The 17,499-nt window shown below is 63.5% G+C and carries 15 protein-coding genes and 1 pseudogene; 12 read left to right on the top strand and 4 right to left on the bottom strand.

Annotation, left to right across the window (positions count from 1 at the left end):
- Nucleotides 1-362 (bottom strand): annotated as a pseudogene (locus ACN0YJ_RS14040) (hypothetical protein); the annotation flags it as partial.
- A 213-nt stretch (nt 363-575) separates the two neighbouring features.
- Between ACN0YJ_RS14040 and ACN0YJ_RS14035 the strand changes: the two are divergent.
- The gene (locus ACN0YJ_RS14035) at nt 576-2,417 is read left to right on the top strand and encodes an ATP-binding protein (RefSeq protein ID WP_417496570.1); all 1,842 of its coding nucleotides are present in this window, start codon (nt 576-578) and stop codon (nt 2,415-2,417) included.
- Between the two features lie 14 nt (nt 2,418-2,431).
- Here ACN0YJ_RS14035 and ACN0YJ_RS14030 read toward each other — a convergent pair whose 3' ends face one another.
- Entirely contained in the window at nt 2,432-3,982 is a 1,551-nt protein-coding gene (locus tag ACN0YJ_RS14030) for an acetolactate synthase large subunit (protein WP_417496569.1), read from the bottom strand.
- Between the two features lie 26 nt (nt 3,983-4,008).
- Entirely contained in the window at nt 4,009-5,157 is a 1,149-nt protein-coding gene (locus ACN0YJ_RS14025) for an alpha-hydroxy acid oxidase (protein ID WP_417496568.1), read from the bottom strand.
- 527 nt (nt 5,158-5,684) lie between these two features.
- Here ACN0YJ_RS14025 and ACN0YJ_RS14020 point away from each other — a divergent pair.
- The 9 genes from ACN0YJ_RS14020 (at nt 5,685) to ettA (ending at nt 13,908) form a co-directional block, all read left to right on the top strand.
- Nucleotides 5,685-6,122, top strand: a complete 438-nt coding sequence (locus ACN0YJ_RS14020) for a hypothetical protein (protein ID WP_417496567.1) — start codon at nt 5,685-5,687, stop codon at nt 6,120-6,122.
- A gap of 461 nt (nt 6,123-6,583) precedes the next feature.
- Nucleotides 6,584-7,486 carry a S1/P1 nuclease gene (locus tag ACN0YJ_RS14015; protein ID WP_417477208.1) on the top strand — a complete coding sequence of 301 codons (903 nt, stop codon included), beginning with the start codon at nt 6,584-6,586 and terminating at the stop codon, nt 7,484-7,486.
- 140 nt (nt 7,487-7,626) lie between these two features.
- The gene (locus ACN0YJ_RS14010; RefSeq protein ID WP_417477210.1) at nt 7,627-8,646 is read left to right on the top strand and encodes an SDH family Clp fold serine proteinase; all 1,020 of its coding nucleotides are present in this window, start codon (nt 7,627-7,629) and stop codon (nt 8,644-8,646) included.
- An 81-nt stretch (nt 8,647-8,727) separates the two neighbouring features.
- Nucleotides 8,728-9,198 carry a GAF domain-containing protein gene (locus tag ACN0YJ_RS14005; RefSeq protein WP_417496566.1) on the top strand — a complete coding sequence of 157 codons (471 nt, stop codon included), beginning with the start codon at nt 8,728-8,730 and terminating at the stop codon, nt 9,196-9,198.
- 299 nt (nt 9,199-9,497) lie between these two features.
- A complete protein-coding gene (locus ACN0YJ_RS14000; RefSeq protein ID WP_417496565.1) occupies nt 9,498-10,142 on the top strand; it encodes a TetR/AcrR family transcriptional regulator in 645 nt (214 codons plus the stop codon).
- Nucleotides 10,139-10,864, top strand: coding sequence for a M48 family metallopeptidase (locus ACN0YJ_RS13995; protein WP_417496564.1), 726 nt, complete (start codon nt 10,139-10,141; stop codon nt 10,862-10,864). Before ACN0YJ_RS14000 ends, ACN0YJ_RS13995 begins: the two co-directional genes overlap by 4 nt.
- A gap of 118 nt (nt 10,865-10,982) precedes the next feature.
- On the top strand, nt 10,983-11,429 hold the full coding sequence (locus ACN0YJ_RS13990) for a hypothetical protein (protein WP_417496563.1): 447 nt from the start codon (nt 10,983-10,985) through the stop codon (nt 11,427-11,429).
- 119 nt (nt 11,430-11,548) lie between these two features.
- On the top strand, nt 11,549-11,989 hold the full coding sequence (gene trxC, locus ACN0YJ_RS13985; RefSeq protein ID WP_417477215.1) for a thioredoxin TrxC: 441 nt from the start codon (nt 11,549-11,551) through the stop codon (nt 11,987-11,989).
- 251 nt (nt 11,990-12,240) lie between these two features.
- Nucleotides 12,241-13,908 (top strand): energy-dependent translational throttle protein EttA, encoded by a 1,668-nt coding sequence (gene ettA / locus ACN0YJ_RS13980; protein ID WP_417477216.1) that lies wholly within the window; start codon nt 12,241-12,243, stop codon nt 13,906-13,908.
- A gap of 55 nt (nt 13,909-13,963) precedes the next feature.
- Here the strand turns inward: ettA and ACN0YJ_RS13975 are convergent, their stop codons facing one another.
- Nucleotides 13,964-15,232, bottom strand: coding sequence for a D-amino acid dehydrogenase (locus ACN0YJ_RS13975; RefSeq protein WP_417489660.1), 1,269 nt, complete (start codon nt 15,230-15,232; stop codon nt 13,964-13,966).
- A 95-nt stretch (nt 15,233-15,327) separates the two neighbouring features.
- Here ACN0YJ_RS13975 and ACN0YJ_RS13970 point away from each other — a divergent pair, with 95 nt between their 5' ends.
- Nucleotides 15,328-16,266, top strand: coding sequence for an ArsR/SmtB family transcription factor (locus ACN0YJ_RS13970; RefSeq protein ID WP_417496562.1), 939 nt, complete (start codon nt 15,328-15,330; stop codon nt 16,264-16,266).
- Nucleotides 16,267-16,752: 486 nt separating this feature from the next.
- Nucleotides 16,753-17,385, top strand: a complete 633-nt coding sequence (locus ACN0YJ_RS13965) for a transposase (protein ID WP_417496561.1) — start codon at nt 16,753-16,755, stop codon at nt 17,383-17,385.
- Nucleotides 17,386-17,499: the final 114 nt, after the last annotated feature.

Here is a 17,499-nt window from a genome sequence, read left to right as displayed (position 1 = left end):
AGCAGCCGGGCGGCCCCCAGCCCCATCACGGCCCGCCCCAGCCTCCCCCAGGGCGGGGGGGCGCTGATATAACGCGCGGCGGCGGCCAGTGAGCCGCCAGCGGCGAAGGCGGCGAAGGCCCGGATATGGCCGATCTGGCGGATTTCCGCCGGTGCCATGCGGGCCCCGACGACGAATCCGAGCGCGTAGCTGGAGGCGATGGCGCCGATCGTCCAGGTCGAGGCGCCCTGGGCAATCAGAGTCAGTGGACCGACCACAGAGATCGCACCTGTGGCCGCCTGCAGAAGCGCCAGCGCTGCAACGATCGCTGCGATATTGCGGTATTCGTCGATCAGATTCCTGTCATCGCCGGGGGTCGTCATCGCAATAGGCTCCTTACGCGCGTTGCTCGTCGGCACAGGCCCTCGGGGGCTGGGCAATCAATCCCGTTTGGCACGATCCGGGGGCGGACGACAATCGCAGGCGTGAGATTGTCGTCCGCCGTGCCGGATGGGCCCCGCCTCATGCGCATGCCAGTCATGAATAATACAACTCATCGAAATTTAACGGCTGTTCGGGCTTTATCGACCCACGACATGGGAGACCTCGCTATTCTTTGGAAACGCCTCGACAGGATGATCGGCGTCGATGCCGATACCGGCTTCGACCATACGATCCGGTATCGCGTCGCATTGGCGTTTACCACCATCATGGTCGCGACCGCCTTGATCAATGTCGCCGTTCTCGTCGCTTCCGGCGAGGGGCGTCCCGGCATGGCCGCGCTTGGGTTGACCTCCGGTCTTGTGTTTGCGGCGATTGGCCTGGTCGGCCTGAAGCTGCGCCGGCCAAATCTGACCATTGCGCTTGTCCTGGCGGCCAGCGCCTTGACACTGCTGGGCGCGATCTGGGGCAATCGGGGCGGGTTTCCGCCCGCCATGATCTACCTGCCCGGCATCGCCCTGGGTGTCTATATTGCCTGGGGTGGCCGCGCCGCTGCGGCCGCGGGCACTATTGCCGTCCTGCTGCTGGCATTGGTCGTGTTCGCCAGCCAGCGCCTGACCGGTACGCCGCTGGAGGTGCTCGCGCCGGAGCTGGTGGCCGTTCTGTCCATCGTTACCGGCTTTGCCACCCTGTGGGTGGTCTTTCTGGGCTCGACCTTCCGTTCGGCCATGCACACCGCCAATGCTGACCTCGAAACGGCCAATGATCGCCTGCAGAGCGCGCTGCGGGCCGCCCAGGCCGCCAATCATTCAAAATCCGAATTTCTCGCCATGATGAGCCATGAAATCCGCACGCCGCTCAATGGCGTTCTGGGCATGACCCGCGTGATGCAGGGCGATGGCCAACTGACGGAGCGACAGGCGCACAGTCTTGCCGTGATCAATGAGTCCGGCGAAAACCTGCTCGAATTGCTGAATGATATTCTCGACCTCTCGAAGATCGAAGCCGACGCGATCGCGATCGAGGAGATTGAACTGGACATCGTGGCGCTCGCCGCCAGTGTCACGCGTCACTGGCAATTGCAGAGCGAGGCCAAGGGGCTGAGCCTGAGTTTTGCCGACCACGATATCGCTTGCCCCGCCCTGCTGGGCGACCCGTTGCGGATCCGGCAGATTCTCAACAACCTGCTCGGCAATGCGGTGAAATTCACCAGTTCCGGGCAGATTACTGTGGAGTTGTCGCAGGCGGCGCCCGATGCCGATGGCTGTATCGAGACCATGCTGGCGGTTGTCGATAGCGGCGACGGCATTGCGGCCGACAAGCTCGCATCTATCTTTAACGCCTTCAGCCAGGCCGACAGCTCGACGACCCGCAAGTTTGGCGGCACCGGGCTGGGGCTCGCGATTTGCCGCAAGCTGGCCGACCGCATGGGCGGCCGGATCAGTGTTGAAAGCGAGACCGGGATCGGCTCGCGCTTCACCTTTGCGCTGCGCTCACGTCCCGGCAAAGGCACGCTGCATGCCGAGGCCGCAGAGGTCGTGCCGCCCTTGCGGCCGGGCCGTCCGGTTTCAATCCTCGCAGTCGATGATGTGCGCACCAACCAGCTCGTTCTGGCGGCGATGCTCGGCCAGTCCGTGCTGGGCGAGGATATCCGGATTGACTGCGCCAGCAGCGGCGTCGAGGCAATCGCGGCGGCGAGTGTGACCCGTTATGATGTCATCCTGATGGATATCCAGATGCCCGAAATGGATGGCTATGGGGCGCTCCGGCGGCTGCGCGAAAATCCCGCGACCGCCGGGGTGCCGGTCATGGCGGTCACGGCACTGACGTCCGGGCCGGATCGCCGCAAACTGGCCGAAGCCGGCTTCTGTGACTATCTCTGCAAACCGTTCGAGGTTTCCAGTTTGCGCGAGGCCCTGGCCCGCCAGCTGATGCCGGTCGAGGTCGTGCCGGTCGAGGCCGGGCCGGGGCAGCGTCTCGCCAGTGGCGGGCGCTGAACGCCGGATCCCGATCAGATTTCCGCGACGATGACCTGCGGGCCTCCCGCCTTCATGGCGGCTTGCAGTGCGGCATCGAATTCGCCGGCGGTGCGGGCGCTGCGGGCCGGGACGCCGAAACCTTCAGCCAGTTTGACCCAGTCCATTTTGGGATTGTCGAGCGAGAGCATTTGCTGGGCGGCCGGTCCCGGCTCGCCGGCACCGACGCGGGCCAGCTCGAAATTGAGCACCAGATAGGAATGATTGGCGAAGACGATATTGATGATGTCCAGGTTTTCGCGCGCCTGGGTCCACAAGGCCTGTAGCGTATAGGCAGCGGCCCCGTCGCCGCACAGGGCGAAGACCTGGCGCTCCGGACAGGCCATCGCCGCGCCCACCGCTTGCGGCATGCCGGCACCGATCGCGCCGCCGGTCAGGCAGAGCCAGTCATGTTTCGGGCCATTATCGGTCCAGGGAAATACGCCCATGCCCGATGTGGTGGCGTCATCGCACAGCACCGAATTTTCCGGCATGTGGCGCGCCATCGCAATGCCGACATAGCCGGGATTGAGGGGTTCGTCCGGGGAGATTTCCGGCATTTGCGCGCGCTCGGGCAGCGGCATCGGGTCAGCCGGTCCGAGACGGTCCGCCAGTGCATTCATCGCGCCAATAATATCGTCGGCCGGGCCGCCCAATGTGAGGGTTTGCGCGCCGTCGGGCGTGAACTCGCCGCGCTCTCCCGGATAGGCAAAGAAGGCGACCGGTGCCTTGGTGCCGGCGATCAGCAGGAGGTCGCAATCGGCCAGTTCCGCCATCGCCTCGCCGCCCAGATAGCTCAGGCGTTTCGGTGAGACGCGGCCATGACCGCGGGCAATGCGCGGGACGAATGTATCCATGAAAAGCCGCGCGCCACTGGCGGCGGCGATCCGCGCTGCGGCTTCAAGACCCGCCTCGAGGCAGGCCTCATTGCCGAGAAACAGGATGGGTGATTTGGCGGCGCTCAAGGCCTTCGCCGCGGCCTCGATGGCTGTATCCCCGACCGGACGCAGCGGGGGCAGATCGACGGCCTTGATCACGTCCGGCTCCTGATCCGACCAGGCGCAATCGGCCGGCAGGATCAGGCTGGCGACGCCGCGCTCGGGACCATAGGACTGGCGCACGGCTTCAACCGCCATGCTCGATACTTCGGATGCGAGCTTTACCGTTCCGACCCAGCGCGACATCGGCGCGCAGACACCGGCGACATCGCTGGTCAGCGGCGCATCGAGTGCGGCGTGGGCGACAGCATGATCGCCGACAATATTGACGACCGGCGCGAAGGCGCGCCGCGCATTGTGCAGATTGGCGAGGCCATTGCCGACGCCGGGGCCGAGATGCAGCAGGGTGCAGGCCGGCTTGCCGGCCATGCGCGCATAGCCATCGGCGGCCCCTGTCGCGACACCTTCAAACAGGCACAGCACGGATTTCATACCCTCGACGCGGTCGAGGGCGGCGACCATGTGCATTTCCGAGGTGCCCGGATTGGTGAAGCAGACTTCGACGCCCTGATTGATCAGGGTGCGGACCAGGCTTTCGGCAGCAAACATGGTTGGATCTTTCGCTTGAGAGGGATCTAAAGGGGCGGGCGGCGGACGAAATCAGGACCCAGCTCGCTCAAACGCCTTGCCCCGGTCAGGGCCAGATCGCGCTGCAGGCTGGTTGTGAGGAATTCCAGGGCACGGTGCACGCCGGCTTCGCCCGCGGCGCCGAGGCCATAAAGATAGGGCCGGCCGATCGCGACGGCGCGTGCGCCGAGCGCGAGGGCCTTGATAATGTCGGTGCCGCGCCGGATACCGCCATCGAGGATCACCTCGGCCTCGCGGCCGACTGCGTCGACAATGTCGGGCAGGGCGTCGATGGTTGCTGTCGAACCGTCGAGCTGGCGCCCGCCATGATTGGAGACCCACACCGCATCGGCGCCGATATCAACGCAGCGCCGCGCATCATCGGGCCGGACAATGCCCTTGATCGCGAAGGGTCCGCCCCAGACCTGTTTCATCCAGCGCGCATCATCCCAGGTGACGGTGCGGTCAAACTGACGGTTGATATAGCCCATCACGCCGTCGCCTTGCGGGTCGGTATCGGCGAAATTGGCCGGCGAGATCTTCGGCATCGTCAGCATGTCATAGAGATAGCCGGGCCGGGCGAGGACCTGGGCGATGGTCGTCGCGCTGATCTTGGGCGGGACGGTGAAGGCATTGCGCAGATCGCGTTCGCGATTGCCGGCCACAGGCACGTCGACGGTCAGGATCAGCCCGGTATAGCCCGCGGCGCGTGCGCGCTCGAGTGAGGCTTCGACAATGGCGCGGTCCTTCCAGACATACATCTGGAACCATTTCGGCCCCGTCGTCTCTGCTGCGATGGCCTCGATCGAGGTCGAGCCGAGCGTGGAGAGGGAGTAGATCAGGCCATGCGCCGCTGCCGCGCGCGCCACAGCCGTCTCGCCGCCACGCGGATGAAACAGGCGCTGGGCGGCGGTCGGGGTGACGATGATCGGTGCGGCGCAGGGCGAACCCATCACCGTCGTCGTCATGTCGATCGAGGCGATATCGACCAGCGCCTTCCAGTTCAGCGCGTAAGCATCAAAGCGCGAACAATTGGCCCGCAGCGTCACCTCGTCATCGGCGCCGCCATCAATATAGTCGAACACCATGCGCGGCAGACGCTGTTTCGCGAGCGCGCGCAAGTCATCGATATTATGGGCGGAGGCGAGTTTGTTCATGGCGGTGAGCGTTGCTCGCGCCGCGCGGGTGGTCAAGCGGCGGATTGGCGCAGGCTTTCCGGATCAACACACTGTCACCAGGTTAGTTGCTGGATGGGTGGCGCACCTGGAGGAAGGGCGGCGCCAGAATTGGAGCGGTCGCAGCGGCCCGCCTCATCCGGCCTTTGGCCACCTTCTCCTCACGGAGAAGGAAAACGCGCGCCTTGCGTCCCTCTCCGCGAGGAGAGGGTGCCCCGCAGGGGCGGGTGAGGCGGGCCAGCGCAACGCTGGCGAACACCCGGCATGAGGGTTTTGGTGGAGGCTGCGCGCGCCGGCCGTCGAATTCCTGCTCAACCACCAATCCACCTTCTCCCGGAGGGTGGAGGATATTCGCCGCATTCCGGCAGGCCCCGGCACAAGGCCGGGAGCAGGGATGAGGCATAGCCGATCAACCCTTCGATCCCGGCACCGGTCCTGTGCGACGGAATGCGACATTTCGATCAGGGTTGAATTCGTTAGTCTCCACGATGAAAAAAGGAGAGTTCATAATGCGATACGCGATTTCAGCATGGGTAGCGGGCGGCTTGTTTCTGGCCGCCTGTTCGGACGCACCCGATGCCCCGGTCGCCGAGGCGGCACCGGCAGCCACAACCGGTGAAAGCCAGTTCCCGGCGGACGGTCCTGTTGAAGCCCGGGTCGAATATTATGTGACGCGGCTGGGGCCGCAATTGCCGATGCCCATCAATGCTTCCGTGGTGATGGACCGGGTCAGCCGCAACGGGCTTGAAATCGAACTGCACTACACGGTTCACGATTCAACGATCACATCGCAGCAGGTGGAAAGCTTTGCTGACCAGACTGCGCCAGGGCAAACTTGCAATAATGCGATGACGGCCGGGATGGTTCGTGATGGTGCCGCTTTTCGCTATAGCTATGACGGCCCTGGTTTGCAGCGCCCCGTCAGCGTTGTGATCGATCATTGCTGAGGCCCGCAGCGCGGCGGCTGTTTCCACCACTGACGGGACATGGTCCCGTTTCAGTGGGGCCGGTGGGTGCCCCCGCCGGGATGCTTTATCCGCCCCTGTGCCGATGCGGCTATAATCACGGCAGTCACGCTCTTTGACATCGTCGATCCATCACCACAGGCGCCCCCCGCAGCTCGGCCGGGCGCCTGGCATCGCCGCGCTGCCCGGACCCTCCCGGCAATGGCAGACTGACAGGCCCTGCCATCAGCCCTGTCACGCCGTCCGGCCCTGTCCGGACAGGCCTCCAGCCCCGAAATGGCAGACTGACAGACTGGCAGAGTCCTTTTCGCGCCCAAAATGAAACCCCCGGCTTTAAAGCCGTCAAATGCCCGCCTTGCCTAGTGGAGGCGTGGACGTGTCTGACCTAGATACGTGCTTGATCCAGGCGGCGGGCGGCCGCGCTATTTTCAGGGCGGTTCTCCATGTTATTTCTGCGCACTCTCGTGGCGGGCGGCCTTGTGGCCGGCCTGTTGAGCCTGGCCCCGCCGGCGCAAGCCTATGGCCGCGATGGTCACCGCATCGTCTGCGATCTCGCCTATCGCTATCTCAGCGATGATGCGCGCAGCGAAGTCGACCGTCTGGTTGCGCTTGATGCCGAGTTCGAGCATTTCCGCGATATCTGTTCCTGGGCTGACGAAGTGCGCGGCACGACCCATGAATTCACCCGGACCTGGCACTACATCAATCAGGACCGCAATGATCCGCAGGTCGATGCCGAGGATTGCGCCGAGGATGGCTGTATCACTTCGGCCATCGATCTGCATGCCGGCGTCTTTCTTGATCGGGCCCGCAGCGATGGCGAGCGGCTTGAAGCGCTCAAATTCCTCGCGCACTGGCTCGGCGATATCCATCAGCCGATGCATGTCTCGATCGAGGGCGATCGCGGCGGCAATGATATCGACGTTCTCTGGCGCGGCGAGCGTCACACCAATCTTCACCGCGTCTGGGACAGTGAAATCATTCTCGATTATATGAGCGAGCAATGGGGCTGGGCGCCGGAAGCGACACGCTGGTCCTATTTCGCTGACGAACTGGCTTCGGAAATCCCGCTCAACGGGGTTGAGGTCATCACCCCGCTCGATCCGATCGCCTGGGCGCAGGAAAGCCATGACATCGTCCGCTCACGCGATTTCGCCTATTACTGGGCCCGCGCCGACCAGTTGATCGCGCCCGGCGATGCCTATTATGAGCGCGGCTTGCGCATCAGCCGCCAGGAATTGAAACAGGGCGGCGTCCGTCTGGCCGGCCTGCTCAATGATCTGGTCGCCGAACGCCAGCTCGCCGCATTGGGCGGCGCCCCGGTCGCGGCAGCACTGGACGATTAGACTAAACGGTCGGGGCCGGGGCTGGCGCAATTTCTGCCTTCCATCGCCGTCTTGTCGCTTGTCGCATCCTGTTCACAATGGTTAACATGCTCCCCGGCGAGCCCCGTTAGCGGGCATTGCAGCCTCCGGGGGGAGATGTGTTGGATTTCGCGGACCAGACGACGGTGATTGGCGCCGGCATGGCGGCCCTGATTGTGGTCTTGCTGATCGTGATCGTGAGAATGCTCACATCGCGGCACCAGCTGGCCTCGGATGAGGATCAGCTCGCCAGGCTGCGCCGCAAGCGGGCCGCCGCCTATCAGGAGGCCAAGGAGGATTATCGCCGCTTCCGCTCAAAATTCGAGAAATCCAATACCCTGCTGATCGAGCTCATCCATGATCTCGGCGACGGCTTTATCGGTCGCGACAGCGCGCCACAGCAGATCGTCTTCGACGAGGCCTTCGAGGCGATTGCGCTGATCCGCCAGGCCAATCCGCGCTCGAAGATCGTCATCGTGCTGCATACCCTGGGCGGTTATGCGCGTCCCGCTCACATGATCGCGCTGGCGATCAAGGAGCATTTGCGCAAGGCAAAGCATAATTCCCGGCGCGATCCGCACGTGATCGCCTATGTGCCCTATGTCGCCATGTCCGGGGGCGCGATGATCGCGCTCGCGGCGGAGAAGGTCGCGATGGACCCGACGGCCTCGCTCGGCCCGATCGACACGATCTATGGCGGCTTCCCGACCGAAGCCTATCGCGATCTGCTCGAGCAGAAAGGGCCGCTGGCGACCCAGGACCTCGTGGTCATGCTGGCGCATGAAGCGGAGAAATATGACCGCTATGCCGATCGTGTTGCCCGCGAAATCGTCCACGAGAACCACAAGTCCGAGGACAAGGATCCCGATTTCCTCGCCGATTACCTGTCCTCCGGAAAACTCTCCCATAGCGAGGCGATTTCGCCGGATGCGGCGCGCAAGCTGGGGATGAATGTCGCGACCAAAATCCCGTCCGAGATTTACGGTCTGGTCGATGCCCGGATCCGGATGATCCATACACGGCTGGAATATGAAGAGCGCCGCACCGCATCGGGCGATAACCCGTCCGGTGAGGGCGAGGAGGCTGACAAGGCGATCGAGCGCGCGATCCGCGAAAGCCTGCGCGGCGGGATCCGTCTCTGATCCGGCTCATTGGCTGTTATTGGGACTTGAACAGGCCCGCTACGCACCTGACTTATCCGGTGTCAGTCAGGGATGCCCGAGATGAGTGAAAAAGCCAAAATCTACGCGGATGTGCGCAAGCAGATCGCCTCGGTGGTCGCCGGCGAGACCAGCGTGACGGCGCGCTATGCGACCGCGGCCTGCCTGTTGCGGGACGCCTTCGGGGCGCGCTTCTTCTGGACCGGCTTCTATGTCGTCGACCCGCTCAAGCCAGCCGAACTGGTCGTCGGTCCCTATCAGGGTACGCTGGGCTGTCTGCGCATTCCTTTTGGGCGCGGCGTGTGTGGTGCGGCTGCCGCGACCGGCGAAACCCAGCTGGTCACCGACGTCCACGCCTTTCCCGGTCACATCGCCTGTGACAGCCGCTCGAATTCGGAGATTGTCGTGCCGGTGTTCGACCGCGATGGCACGCTGGTGGCGGTGCTCGATATCGACTCAACGGATTTCGGAGCCTTCGACCTTGAGGACAAGGCCGGGCTCGAAGCGATTTGCGGCGACTTGCTGACCGCCTAGCTTCATCAATAGCCGCGCGATGGGATGGCACGTGATTGCGCGAAGCCCGCGCGCGAGCCGCGCGCTCTTCGCCGATGGAAAATATGGGTGGCGGCTCGATCTGCTTGGGGCAAGGAGGCCGCCACCCGACCCGCTTTTGGGGAGCGGGATTGTGTTGTGCCGTGCCGGACTGTTGGTCGTCGCTCGAGAGTGTTCCACGACACCGCCAACGGACTTGATCCTGCGAGGATAGGTTCGTTGAAAATTAATTCAATGAAAATATTTTCACGCGATTATAGTGCATGAAGTGAGAGTTTGATTTGGCCATCACCCGCAAGGAAATGAAGGATGCGACGCGGCAAAGGCTGCTCAGCGCCGGTGCCAAAGTGTTTGCCGCCGACGGTGTGCAGGGCGCGCGTATCGCCGACATTGCCCGTGAAGCCGAGATCGCAATGGGCACACTCTACTCCCACTTTCCTGACAAGGATGCGCTGTTCCGCGAGTTGATGCGCGCCGGGAAGGCGATGGTGATCGAAGGCCTTGTCCTGGCTCGCGAGTCCGCCCCCACGCGCGCCGGGCGCGACCGGGCGGCCATGGAGGGCGTGGTCGCCTTCGCCCAGGTCTACGCGCCATTCTTCCGGCTTCTGCTCTCGCGCGGTGCCGGCGATCCCATGCAGCGCGAAGTGGTGGATGCGATCGCTGATTTGCGCGTGCCTGAACTGCTTGAGGGGCAGGCCGAAGGCCGGATCCGCCGCGACATTGACCCAAAGGCAGCGGCGCGCTGCGAGGTCGGGGCGGTGTTTCACTTGCTCGATTGGTGGATCGATAATCCCGACCAGTACACGGCCGAACAAATTGTCGACCAGCTTTGCATCGCCAGGCGGTTCGGCGTGGAGGGGGGCGGGGCTCTCTCTGATGGGGGCAGCTTGCCGCCTGCATCGGCAGCGGGCAGCATGACGCCATGACCCAGACCAGCCGCATTCGCCTCGGCGACCAGGAAATTCCCTATGCACTCCGGCGTAGCACACGCCGTACCATCGGCTTTGTCGTCAACCGCGATGGCCTCGCCGTGACGGCACCGCAACGCCTTGGCGTCCGCGATATCGAGGCGGCGCTGCAGGAGAAGTCGCACTGGATATTGAGCAAGCTCGCGGCCTGGGCCGAGCGGCCGCGACAGCGTGAGCTCGCCTATGTGACCGGCGAGACCCTGCCCTGGCTGGGCGGTGAGCTCAAGCTCCAGGTCGAGCCGCGCGGTATTCGCACCACATTGCGCCGGGAAGGCGACCGCGTCCTGGTGACGGTGGATCCCGAAGCCCGCGGCGAACTGCGTCGGCGGGCGATCGCCGGCGCCCTGATGCGCCACTACAAGCGCGAGGGTGAGCATTTCATGCGGCCGCGGGTCGAGGCGTTTGCAGCCCGGCTCGACCGTCCCGTGCGCAAAGTGGTGGTCCGGGATCAGAAGCGCCGCTGGGGATCGTGCGCGCCCGACGGCACAATCCGCCTCAACTGGCGTCTGATGGGGTTTCCCGAAATCCTCGTGGACTATGTTTGTGCCCATGAAGCGGCGCATCTGGTCGAGCCCAATCATTCGCCAGCATTCTGGAGCACTGTCGAACGCGTGATGCCCGATTGGCGGATGCACCGCGATGAAATGCGGCGTGCAGCGGATATGTGGACATGGGTTTAGGGCCGATGGCGATGCAGGCTTGCAGGTCCGGGTTTGTTCATATTGATGAACAGACTGGCGTTTTCGTCAATCAACTGGTTAGCTGAAGAAACTACATTGATCGCAGGGGGATAGTCTGATGTCCGATGGATTTGCATACACGCTCAGCATGGTTCTGGACGACAAGGCCCTGTCGATCCAGCTCCATGGCGGCTGCGATCTCGAGGCGAGCCTGGTCTCCTTGCATGCGCTGGCCGAGACGCTGGCAAATAATCCGATTGAAGGCTTGTTGATGGACTACAACAAGTATGACCTGACCTTTGAGATGGAGGAGTTTTCCAAGGTTGCAGACGCGTATTGCACCGACTTCCCCGAAAAATTTCCGGTAGCCTTCGTGTATCGGGAAAGCCAGGTCGGACGGGCGATTTTCATGACCCGGCGGCTTGAAGAGACGGGTCGGCCAAGCCGCGCGTTCGAATCGGCGGAAGCGGCGCTGGCCTGGCTTGAAACCCAGCTTGTCCCGCGCGTCCTGCCGCCCGCCGGCGGGACGGGTCAATCGGGCGCGAGCCTGGGTGCCGCAGGCTAGCCGCGGCCGAATTTCCCGGTGCCGTCCTTGGCATTGCCGCCCGTGCGCCCCCATATGGAAGCCAGCAAACCTCGCATCCGCCTGCGAGCGCCTTGTCTGTCCCTTCCCGGTGAATTGCCATGACCGATACATTCCACATCATCTGCCCGGCTTGCCAGGCGAAGAACCGCATCCCGACGGCACGGCGCTCTGCGGGGCCCACTTGCGGTGCGTGCAAGGCGCCGCTGTTTCCGGATGCACCGTTCGAGCTTGATGAGGCCAGGCTCAACAAGCATCTGAGGAATGACGAGGTGCCGCTCGTGGTGGATTTCTGGGCCCCCTGGTGCGGTCCGTGCAAGATGATGGGGCCGATGTTCGCCGACGCATCCAGGCGGATGTCGCCGGGCGTCCGCTTCGCCAAGCTCGATACCGAGCAGCATCAGAGCGTCGGCAGCCGCTTCCAGATCCGCGGCATTCCGCTGATCATCCTGTTCGACAAGGGCAAGGAAGTGGCCCGCCATGCCGGCGCGATCAATGCCGATCAGATCGCCGGTTGGGTCAGGCAAAGCCTCAAGGGGTAGGGGGCATCGGCGCGGGCTGCTGAGATGTCTGCGGCACGCACCTGGTCTGCCGGACCATGCCCGGCGCGCGCGGACTATTTGACCGGCGCTACTGGCAATCGGCTCCGACCATGCCCATCTCCAAGGCAAGACACCATCCGCCGGATGCTCCTTCATCTGACCTCGTGCGCTGCAGCCGCGTTGCCCAATGCGCGCCGGTCGGCTAAAGGGAGCCCAGCTTTTACCCCCTTTGTCGAAGAGACCGTCCGCCCATGTCCGCCTATCAATACGTCTATCATATGGACAAGCTGTCCAAGACCTATCCCGGTGCCTCCAAGCCCGTGTTCGAAAACCTTTCGCTCCATTTCCTGCCCGACGCCAAGATTGGTGTCGTCGGGGTCAATGGTTCGGGTAAATCCACCCTGCTGAAAATCATGGCCGGTATGGATACCGAATTTGGTGGCGAAGCCTGGGCCGAGAAGGGCGTCAAGGTCGGCTATCTGGCCCAGGAGCCGCATCTCGACGAGAACAAGACCGTCTGGGAAAACGTCATTGAAGGCTCGGCGGCCAAGAAGCTGATCGATGATTTCAACGCTGTCTCCATGAAGCTCGCCGAGGATTATTCCGACGAGCTGATGGAAGAAATGAATACGTTGCAGGAAAAGATCGACGCTGCGGACGCCTGGGACATTGATTCCAAGATCGAAATGGCGATGGACGCGCTGCGTTGCGCGCCCGCCGACTGGGGCGTCAAGGATCTCTCCGGCGGTGAACGCCGCCGTGTCGCGCTGTGCCGCCTGCTCTTGTCCGAACCGCACATGCTGCTGCTCGATGAGCCGACCAACCACCTCGATGCTGAATCGGTGGCTTGGCTGCAGAATTATCTCGAGAAATTCGCTGGCGCGGTTCTGGTCGTCACCCACGACCGTTACTTCCTCGACTCGATCACGACCTGGACGCTCGAGCTCGATCGCGGCCGCGGCGTGCCCTATGAGGGTGGCTATTCGTCCTGGCTGGAACAGAAGACCAAGCGCATGGCCCAGGAAGGCCGTGAGAAATCGGCCAAGGAACGTGCGCTGGCGCGCGAGCTGGACTGGATCCGCTCCTCGCCGAAAGCCCGCCAGGCCAAGTCCAAGGCCCGTATCCGCTCCTATGAGGAGCTGCGTGAGAAGGCCGAACGCGCCGATGTCTCGCACGCCACCATCAATATTCCGCCAGGCCCGCGCCTGGGTGGTGTCGTTGTGGAGGTCGAGGGCCTGAAAAAGGGCTATGGCGACAAGCTGCTGATCGATGGTCTGGAATTCAAGCTGCCGCCGGGCGGCGTGGTCGGCGTGATCGGCCCCAATGGTGCCGGTAAATCGACCCTGTTCCGCATGATTATCGGCCAGGAAACCCCTGATGAAGGCTCGATCCGTCTCGGTGAAACGGTGAAGCTGGGCTATGTCGACCAGTCGCGCGACAAGCTCGACCCGAAGAAGACCGTCTGGGAAGAGATCTCCGAGGGCAATGACATGCTCAATCTCGGCAATCGCGAAGTGCCAAGCCGGGCTTATGTCGGGGCCTTCAATTTCAAGGGCGGCGACCAGCAGAAGAAGGTCGGCCTGCTCTCGGGTGGTGAGCGCAATCGCGTCCATCTCGCCAAGATGCTCAAAGAGGGCGGCAATCTCCTCCTCCTCGATGAGCCCACCAATGATCTCGACGTTGAAACTCTCTCGGCTCTTGAAGAAGCGCTGGAAATCTATCCCGGCTGCGCCGTGGTCATCTCCCACGACCGCTTCTTCCTCGACCGGATCGCCACCCACATTCTCGCCTTTGAAGGCGACAGCCATGTGGAATGGTTTGAAGGGTCCTTCTCCGATTATCTGGAAGACAAGAAGCGCCGTCTCGGCGCCGATGCCGACATCCCGCACCGGATCAAATTCCAGAAATTCGGTCGCTAGATTTCGCTACGTCACAATGCATCAGGGTCCGGCGCTTGCGCCGGGCCTTTTTGTATCAGATCCGGCTTGCCGCGAAGGGTGCCGGATCGACCGGCGGTGTCTCGCCGTCGATCAGGGCGGCAAGCAATCCGGCTGAGCCCATCGCCTGGGTCCAGCCCAGATGGCCATGGCCGGTGGTGAGCCACAATCCCTTCGCGCGGGTCTCGCCGATAAAGGGACGGCCATCGGCACTCATCGGCCGGAAGCCGGCCCAGGCATTGATCTCGCCGGCCAGAAGGCGGTCGGCAAATTGCGGGTAGATGGCGCGGACCAGGGATTTCAGGTTTTCCACCCGCTCCGGCCGCAAGCGTTTGTCATTGCCGGCAATCTCCGCCGTGCCGGCAACGCGCAACCGCTCCCCCATCGGCGTGACGATGGCGTGCAGCGCCTCGTCGCAGACGGGGATGGCGGGGCGGGTCTTGAGATCGGACATGTCGAGGGTGAGGGAATAGCCCTTCACAGGACGTACCGGCAGATGCAGGCCGAGCGGCTTCAGTAGCGACCAGGCCGTATGACCGGCGGCGATAATGACGGTATCGGCCTCGATTTCTTCGGTCTCGGTGCACACGCCCACAATCTGGCCGCCGCGATCCAGCAGTTCGGTGACGCGGGTGCCCCATTCGAAACTGACCCCGGCGGCCTCGGCCGCAGCGGCCAGCGCAGCGGTAAAGCGGTGGGCATCACCGGATTCATCGTCGGGATAGTGGATCGAGCCGGCGATCGCATCGGCAATCGCGGTCAGGCGCGGCTCCAGTGCCAGCGTCGCGGCGCGGTCGAGGAGGCGATAATTCAGGCCGAGCGGCACCAGTCTTTCGGCGGCGAGGACGGCGGCGTCGATGCCGGCCTGGTTGCGGCAGAGCTTCAGCGTGCCGGATTTGAGGTTGTCGAATTCCAGTCCCAGCTCGTCGCGCACCGCCTGCGTTGCCGCGAGGCTGTAGCGCGCGAGGGCGAAATTGGCCCGGCTTGCCGCCCCATAGCGGGCGTGGGTCGAATTGCGCAGGAAGCGCAAGCCCCAGCCGATCAGGCCGGGCAGGGGCGCGAGCCGCAATTTCATCGCCGCGTGGGGGTCAAATAGCGAGGCGAGCAATTGCCAGGCGATGCCGGGCTGGTTCCACGGCTCGGGCTCCGAGGGCGTCAGCGCGCCGGCATTGGCAAAGCTCGTCTCCAGGCCGGGTCCGTCCAGCGCATCCAGCACCGTTACCGAATGACCGTGCCGTGCGAGGGTCCAGGCGGCGCTGACTCCGGCCAGTCCGGCTCCGATAATGATGATCTCGCGGCGTCTCACATCGCTCTCCAGGGCGCGGCCTACATGCTGCCTTTGAACTTCGGCGCGATGCGGATAAAAGCAAGGGACATTCCGCACTTACAGGCAAGAATTTCATGGATGCACTGGTCACACAGCTGAAGGCAATCGGCGAACCGACGCGTTTGCGGGTGGTGTCCTTGCTGTCGCGCGGTGAATTGACCGTCTCCGAACTCGTGCATGTGCTCGGCCAGAGCCAGCCGCGCGTCAGTCGCCACCTCAAACTCCTGACCGATGCGCGTCTCGCTGAACGCCTGCCGGAAGGCGCTTATGTGTTTTATCGACTGACCGAGTCGGGGGGCGGGCGGCGGCTCGCGGACATCCTGGGCGAGCTTCTGCCCGAGAATGATCCGGTCCTGACCCGCGATATCGCCCGGCTGGAATCGATCAAACAGGCCCGCGCCCTGGCGGCGCAGACCTATTTTGAAAGCGTCGCCGATGACTGGGACCAGATCCGGCGTCTGCACCTGGCCGATGCCGAGGTCGAAAAGGCCATGCGCAAGCTGGCCGGGCCTGGCCCGTTCGATCTGATGATTGATGTCGGGGTCGGCACGGGCCGCGTGCTCGAGCTGTTCGCCGACCGGGTCAAGCGCGGTATTGGCGTCGACATCAACCACTCCATGCTCAATGTCGCCCGGCTCAATCTGGCCAATGCCGGCCTGAATAATTGCTCGGTGCGCCATGCCGATGTCGGCGCGCTACCCTTCGAGAATGCCGCCGCCGATCTGGTCACGGTGCACCAGGTCCTGCACTATCTCGACGATCCAGCCGGCGCTGTCGCCGAATGTGGCCGCCTGCTCAAGCCGGGCGGGCATCTCCTGATCGTGGACTTCGCCCCGCATCAGCTGGAGGCCCTGCGCGAGGACCATTATCATCGCCGCCTCGGCTTCTCCGACGAGGAGATGCAAGCCTGGATCGAAGGCGCCGGCCTGAAACTGGCGCACCAGACCTCGTTGCATCCCGATGAGCCCAGCGGGCAATTGACGATGAAGATCTGGGTCGCGGTGCCGCAATAACCGGCGGCCTGACCGATATTGGAATCGGTTGCCGGACCGTCTGCTACTATGATTATTACTATAAGCGCGGCCGGGTTTTTCGGGGTCAGACTGTCACTGTTTTCGGCGAGTCTGCCAGTCTGTCACTCTGCCATTACGCGGATTAAGTTGCTGTATTGGCACGTGATTGGATCGTCGCGAGGGAATGGGAGACTGTCACGCCCTGGCATCGGCTGTCACGGGATGCGCCTTGGCAAAGCCGGACGCGGACGCATTCCGGGCGATGGTTTTCTGCTTGGGTCAACACTGTCAAAGAGCGAAATTCGCCCGATTATAGCGCTGGCGGGCCGGGGGCGGATAAGCTCCGTCGCGCGAGCGAGACATGCAAGAGGGGACACGTATTGACCACCCAAGTCGGGACACGCACCTGCCCTTTGGGACAGGAGCATGTCCCGTTCGACGTGTATCTCTGGTTGTAATTCGATCATTCGCGGCTTACGATGCGGCATGCCCCGCACGGCCCGCCATGTCCTGCCGCATTATCCCCACCACGTGACCCAGCGCGGCAATCGGCGCCAATCGACCTTCTTCCGTGACTCCGATTATCGCCTCTATCTTGAGCTGATGAATCAGGCCTGCTCGGCAAACGGCGTGCTGTGCTGGGCTTATTGTCTGATGCCCAATCACGTCCACCTCGTGCTGGAGCCGCCTGAAGAGGGCGCTCTGGCGGCGACACTTGGCTGGGCTCATCGGGCTTATTGCCGCGCCATTAATCGCCGCGAGGGCTGGACGGGGTCGCTTTGGCAGGGGCGGTTCTCTTCCTGTGCGATGGATGAGACCCATGCGCTGGTGGCGGTGCGCTATGTCGAGCTCAACCCCGTTCGCGCCGGATTGCGGCAGCGGGCGCAGGACTGGCGATGGTCGAGTGCCGCGTCGCGCGTGTTTGGACTAGAGAATGCCTTGCTGTGCAGGCCGCCGATACTCCGCGGAATAGCGGATTGGCAGGCCTATCTCGACGCCGGTCTGACGGCGGCGCAGGAAGCGCAGCTGGGCTATTTTACGCAGAGCGGCCGCCCAATGATACAAGACACGTCCCCGGGACATGCTCCGGCTTTGCCGGTGCGTGTCCCGTTTCGGTGACAGGCAATGCGCAACAGGACGCGCAATAATTCCCCAGGTCGGGACATGGCCGTAATCGCGGCTGGTCACGCTCCGGGTCTATAGTGCGGGGTCTGCGTAGAGCAGCCCCAATGG

Origin of the sequence: Maricaulis sp. (assembly GCF_048270095.1) — a bacterium.
GTDB lineage: Bacteria > Pseudomonadota > Alphaproteobacteria > Caulobacterales > Maricaulaceae > Maricaulis.
Note: the sequence above shows the minus strand (reverse complement) of the source record. Positions and strands in the feature narration are given on the sequence as shown.

Coding starts and splice junctions, on each gene's coding strand:
- ACN0YJ_RS14035 (WP_417496570.1), top strand. CDS start 576: ATGGGAGACCTCGCTATTCTTTGGAAACGCCTCGACAGGATGATCGGC.
- ACN0YJ_RS14030 (WP_417496569.1), bottom strand. CDS start 3,982: ATGTTTGCTGCCGAAAGCCTGGTCCGCACCCTGATCAATCAGGGCGTC.
- ACN0YJ_RS14025 (WP_417496568.1), bottom strand. CDS start 5,157: ATGAACAAACTCGCCTCCGCCCATAATATCGATGACTTGCGCGCGCTC.
- ACN0YJ_RS14020 (WP_417496567.1), top strand. CDS start 5,685: ATGCGATACGCGATTTCAGCATGGGTAGCGGGCGGCTTGTTTCTGGCC.
- ACN0YJ_RS14015 (WP_417477208.1), top strand. CDS start 6,584: ATGTTATTTCTGCGCACTCTCGTGGCGGGCGGCCTTGTGGCCGGCCTG.
- ACN0YJ_RS14005 (WP_417496566.1), top strand. CDS start 8,728: ATGAGTGAAAAAGCCAAAATCTACGCGGATGTGCGCAAGCAGATCGCC.
- ACN0YJ_RS13995 (WP_417496564.1), top strand. CDS start 10,139: ATGACCCAGACCAGCCGCATTCGCCTCGGCGACCAGGAAATTCCCTAT.
- ACN0YJ_RS13990 (WP_417496563.1), top strand. CDS start 10,983: ATGTCCGATGGATTTGCATACACGCTCAGCATGGTTCTGGACGACAAG.
- trxC (WP_417477215.1), top strand. CDS start 11,549: ATGACCGATACATTCCACATCATCTGCCCGGCTTGCCAGGCGAAGAAC.
- ettA (WP_417477216.1), top strand. CDS start 12,241: ATGTCCGCCTATCAATACGTCTATCATATGGACAAGCTGTCCAAGACC.
- ACN0YJ_RS13970 (WP_417496562.1), top strand. CDS start 15,328: ATGGATGCACTGGTCACACAGCTGAAGGCAATCGGCGAACCGACGCGT.
- ACN0YJ_RS13965 (WP_417496561.1), top strand. CDS start 16,753: ATGCCCCGCACGGCCCGCCATGTCCTGCCGCATTATCCCCACCACGTG.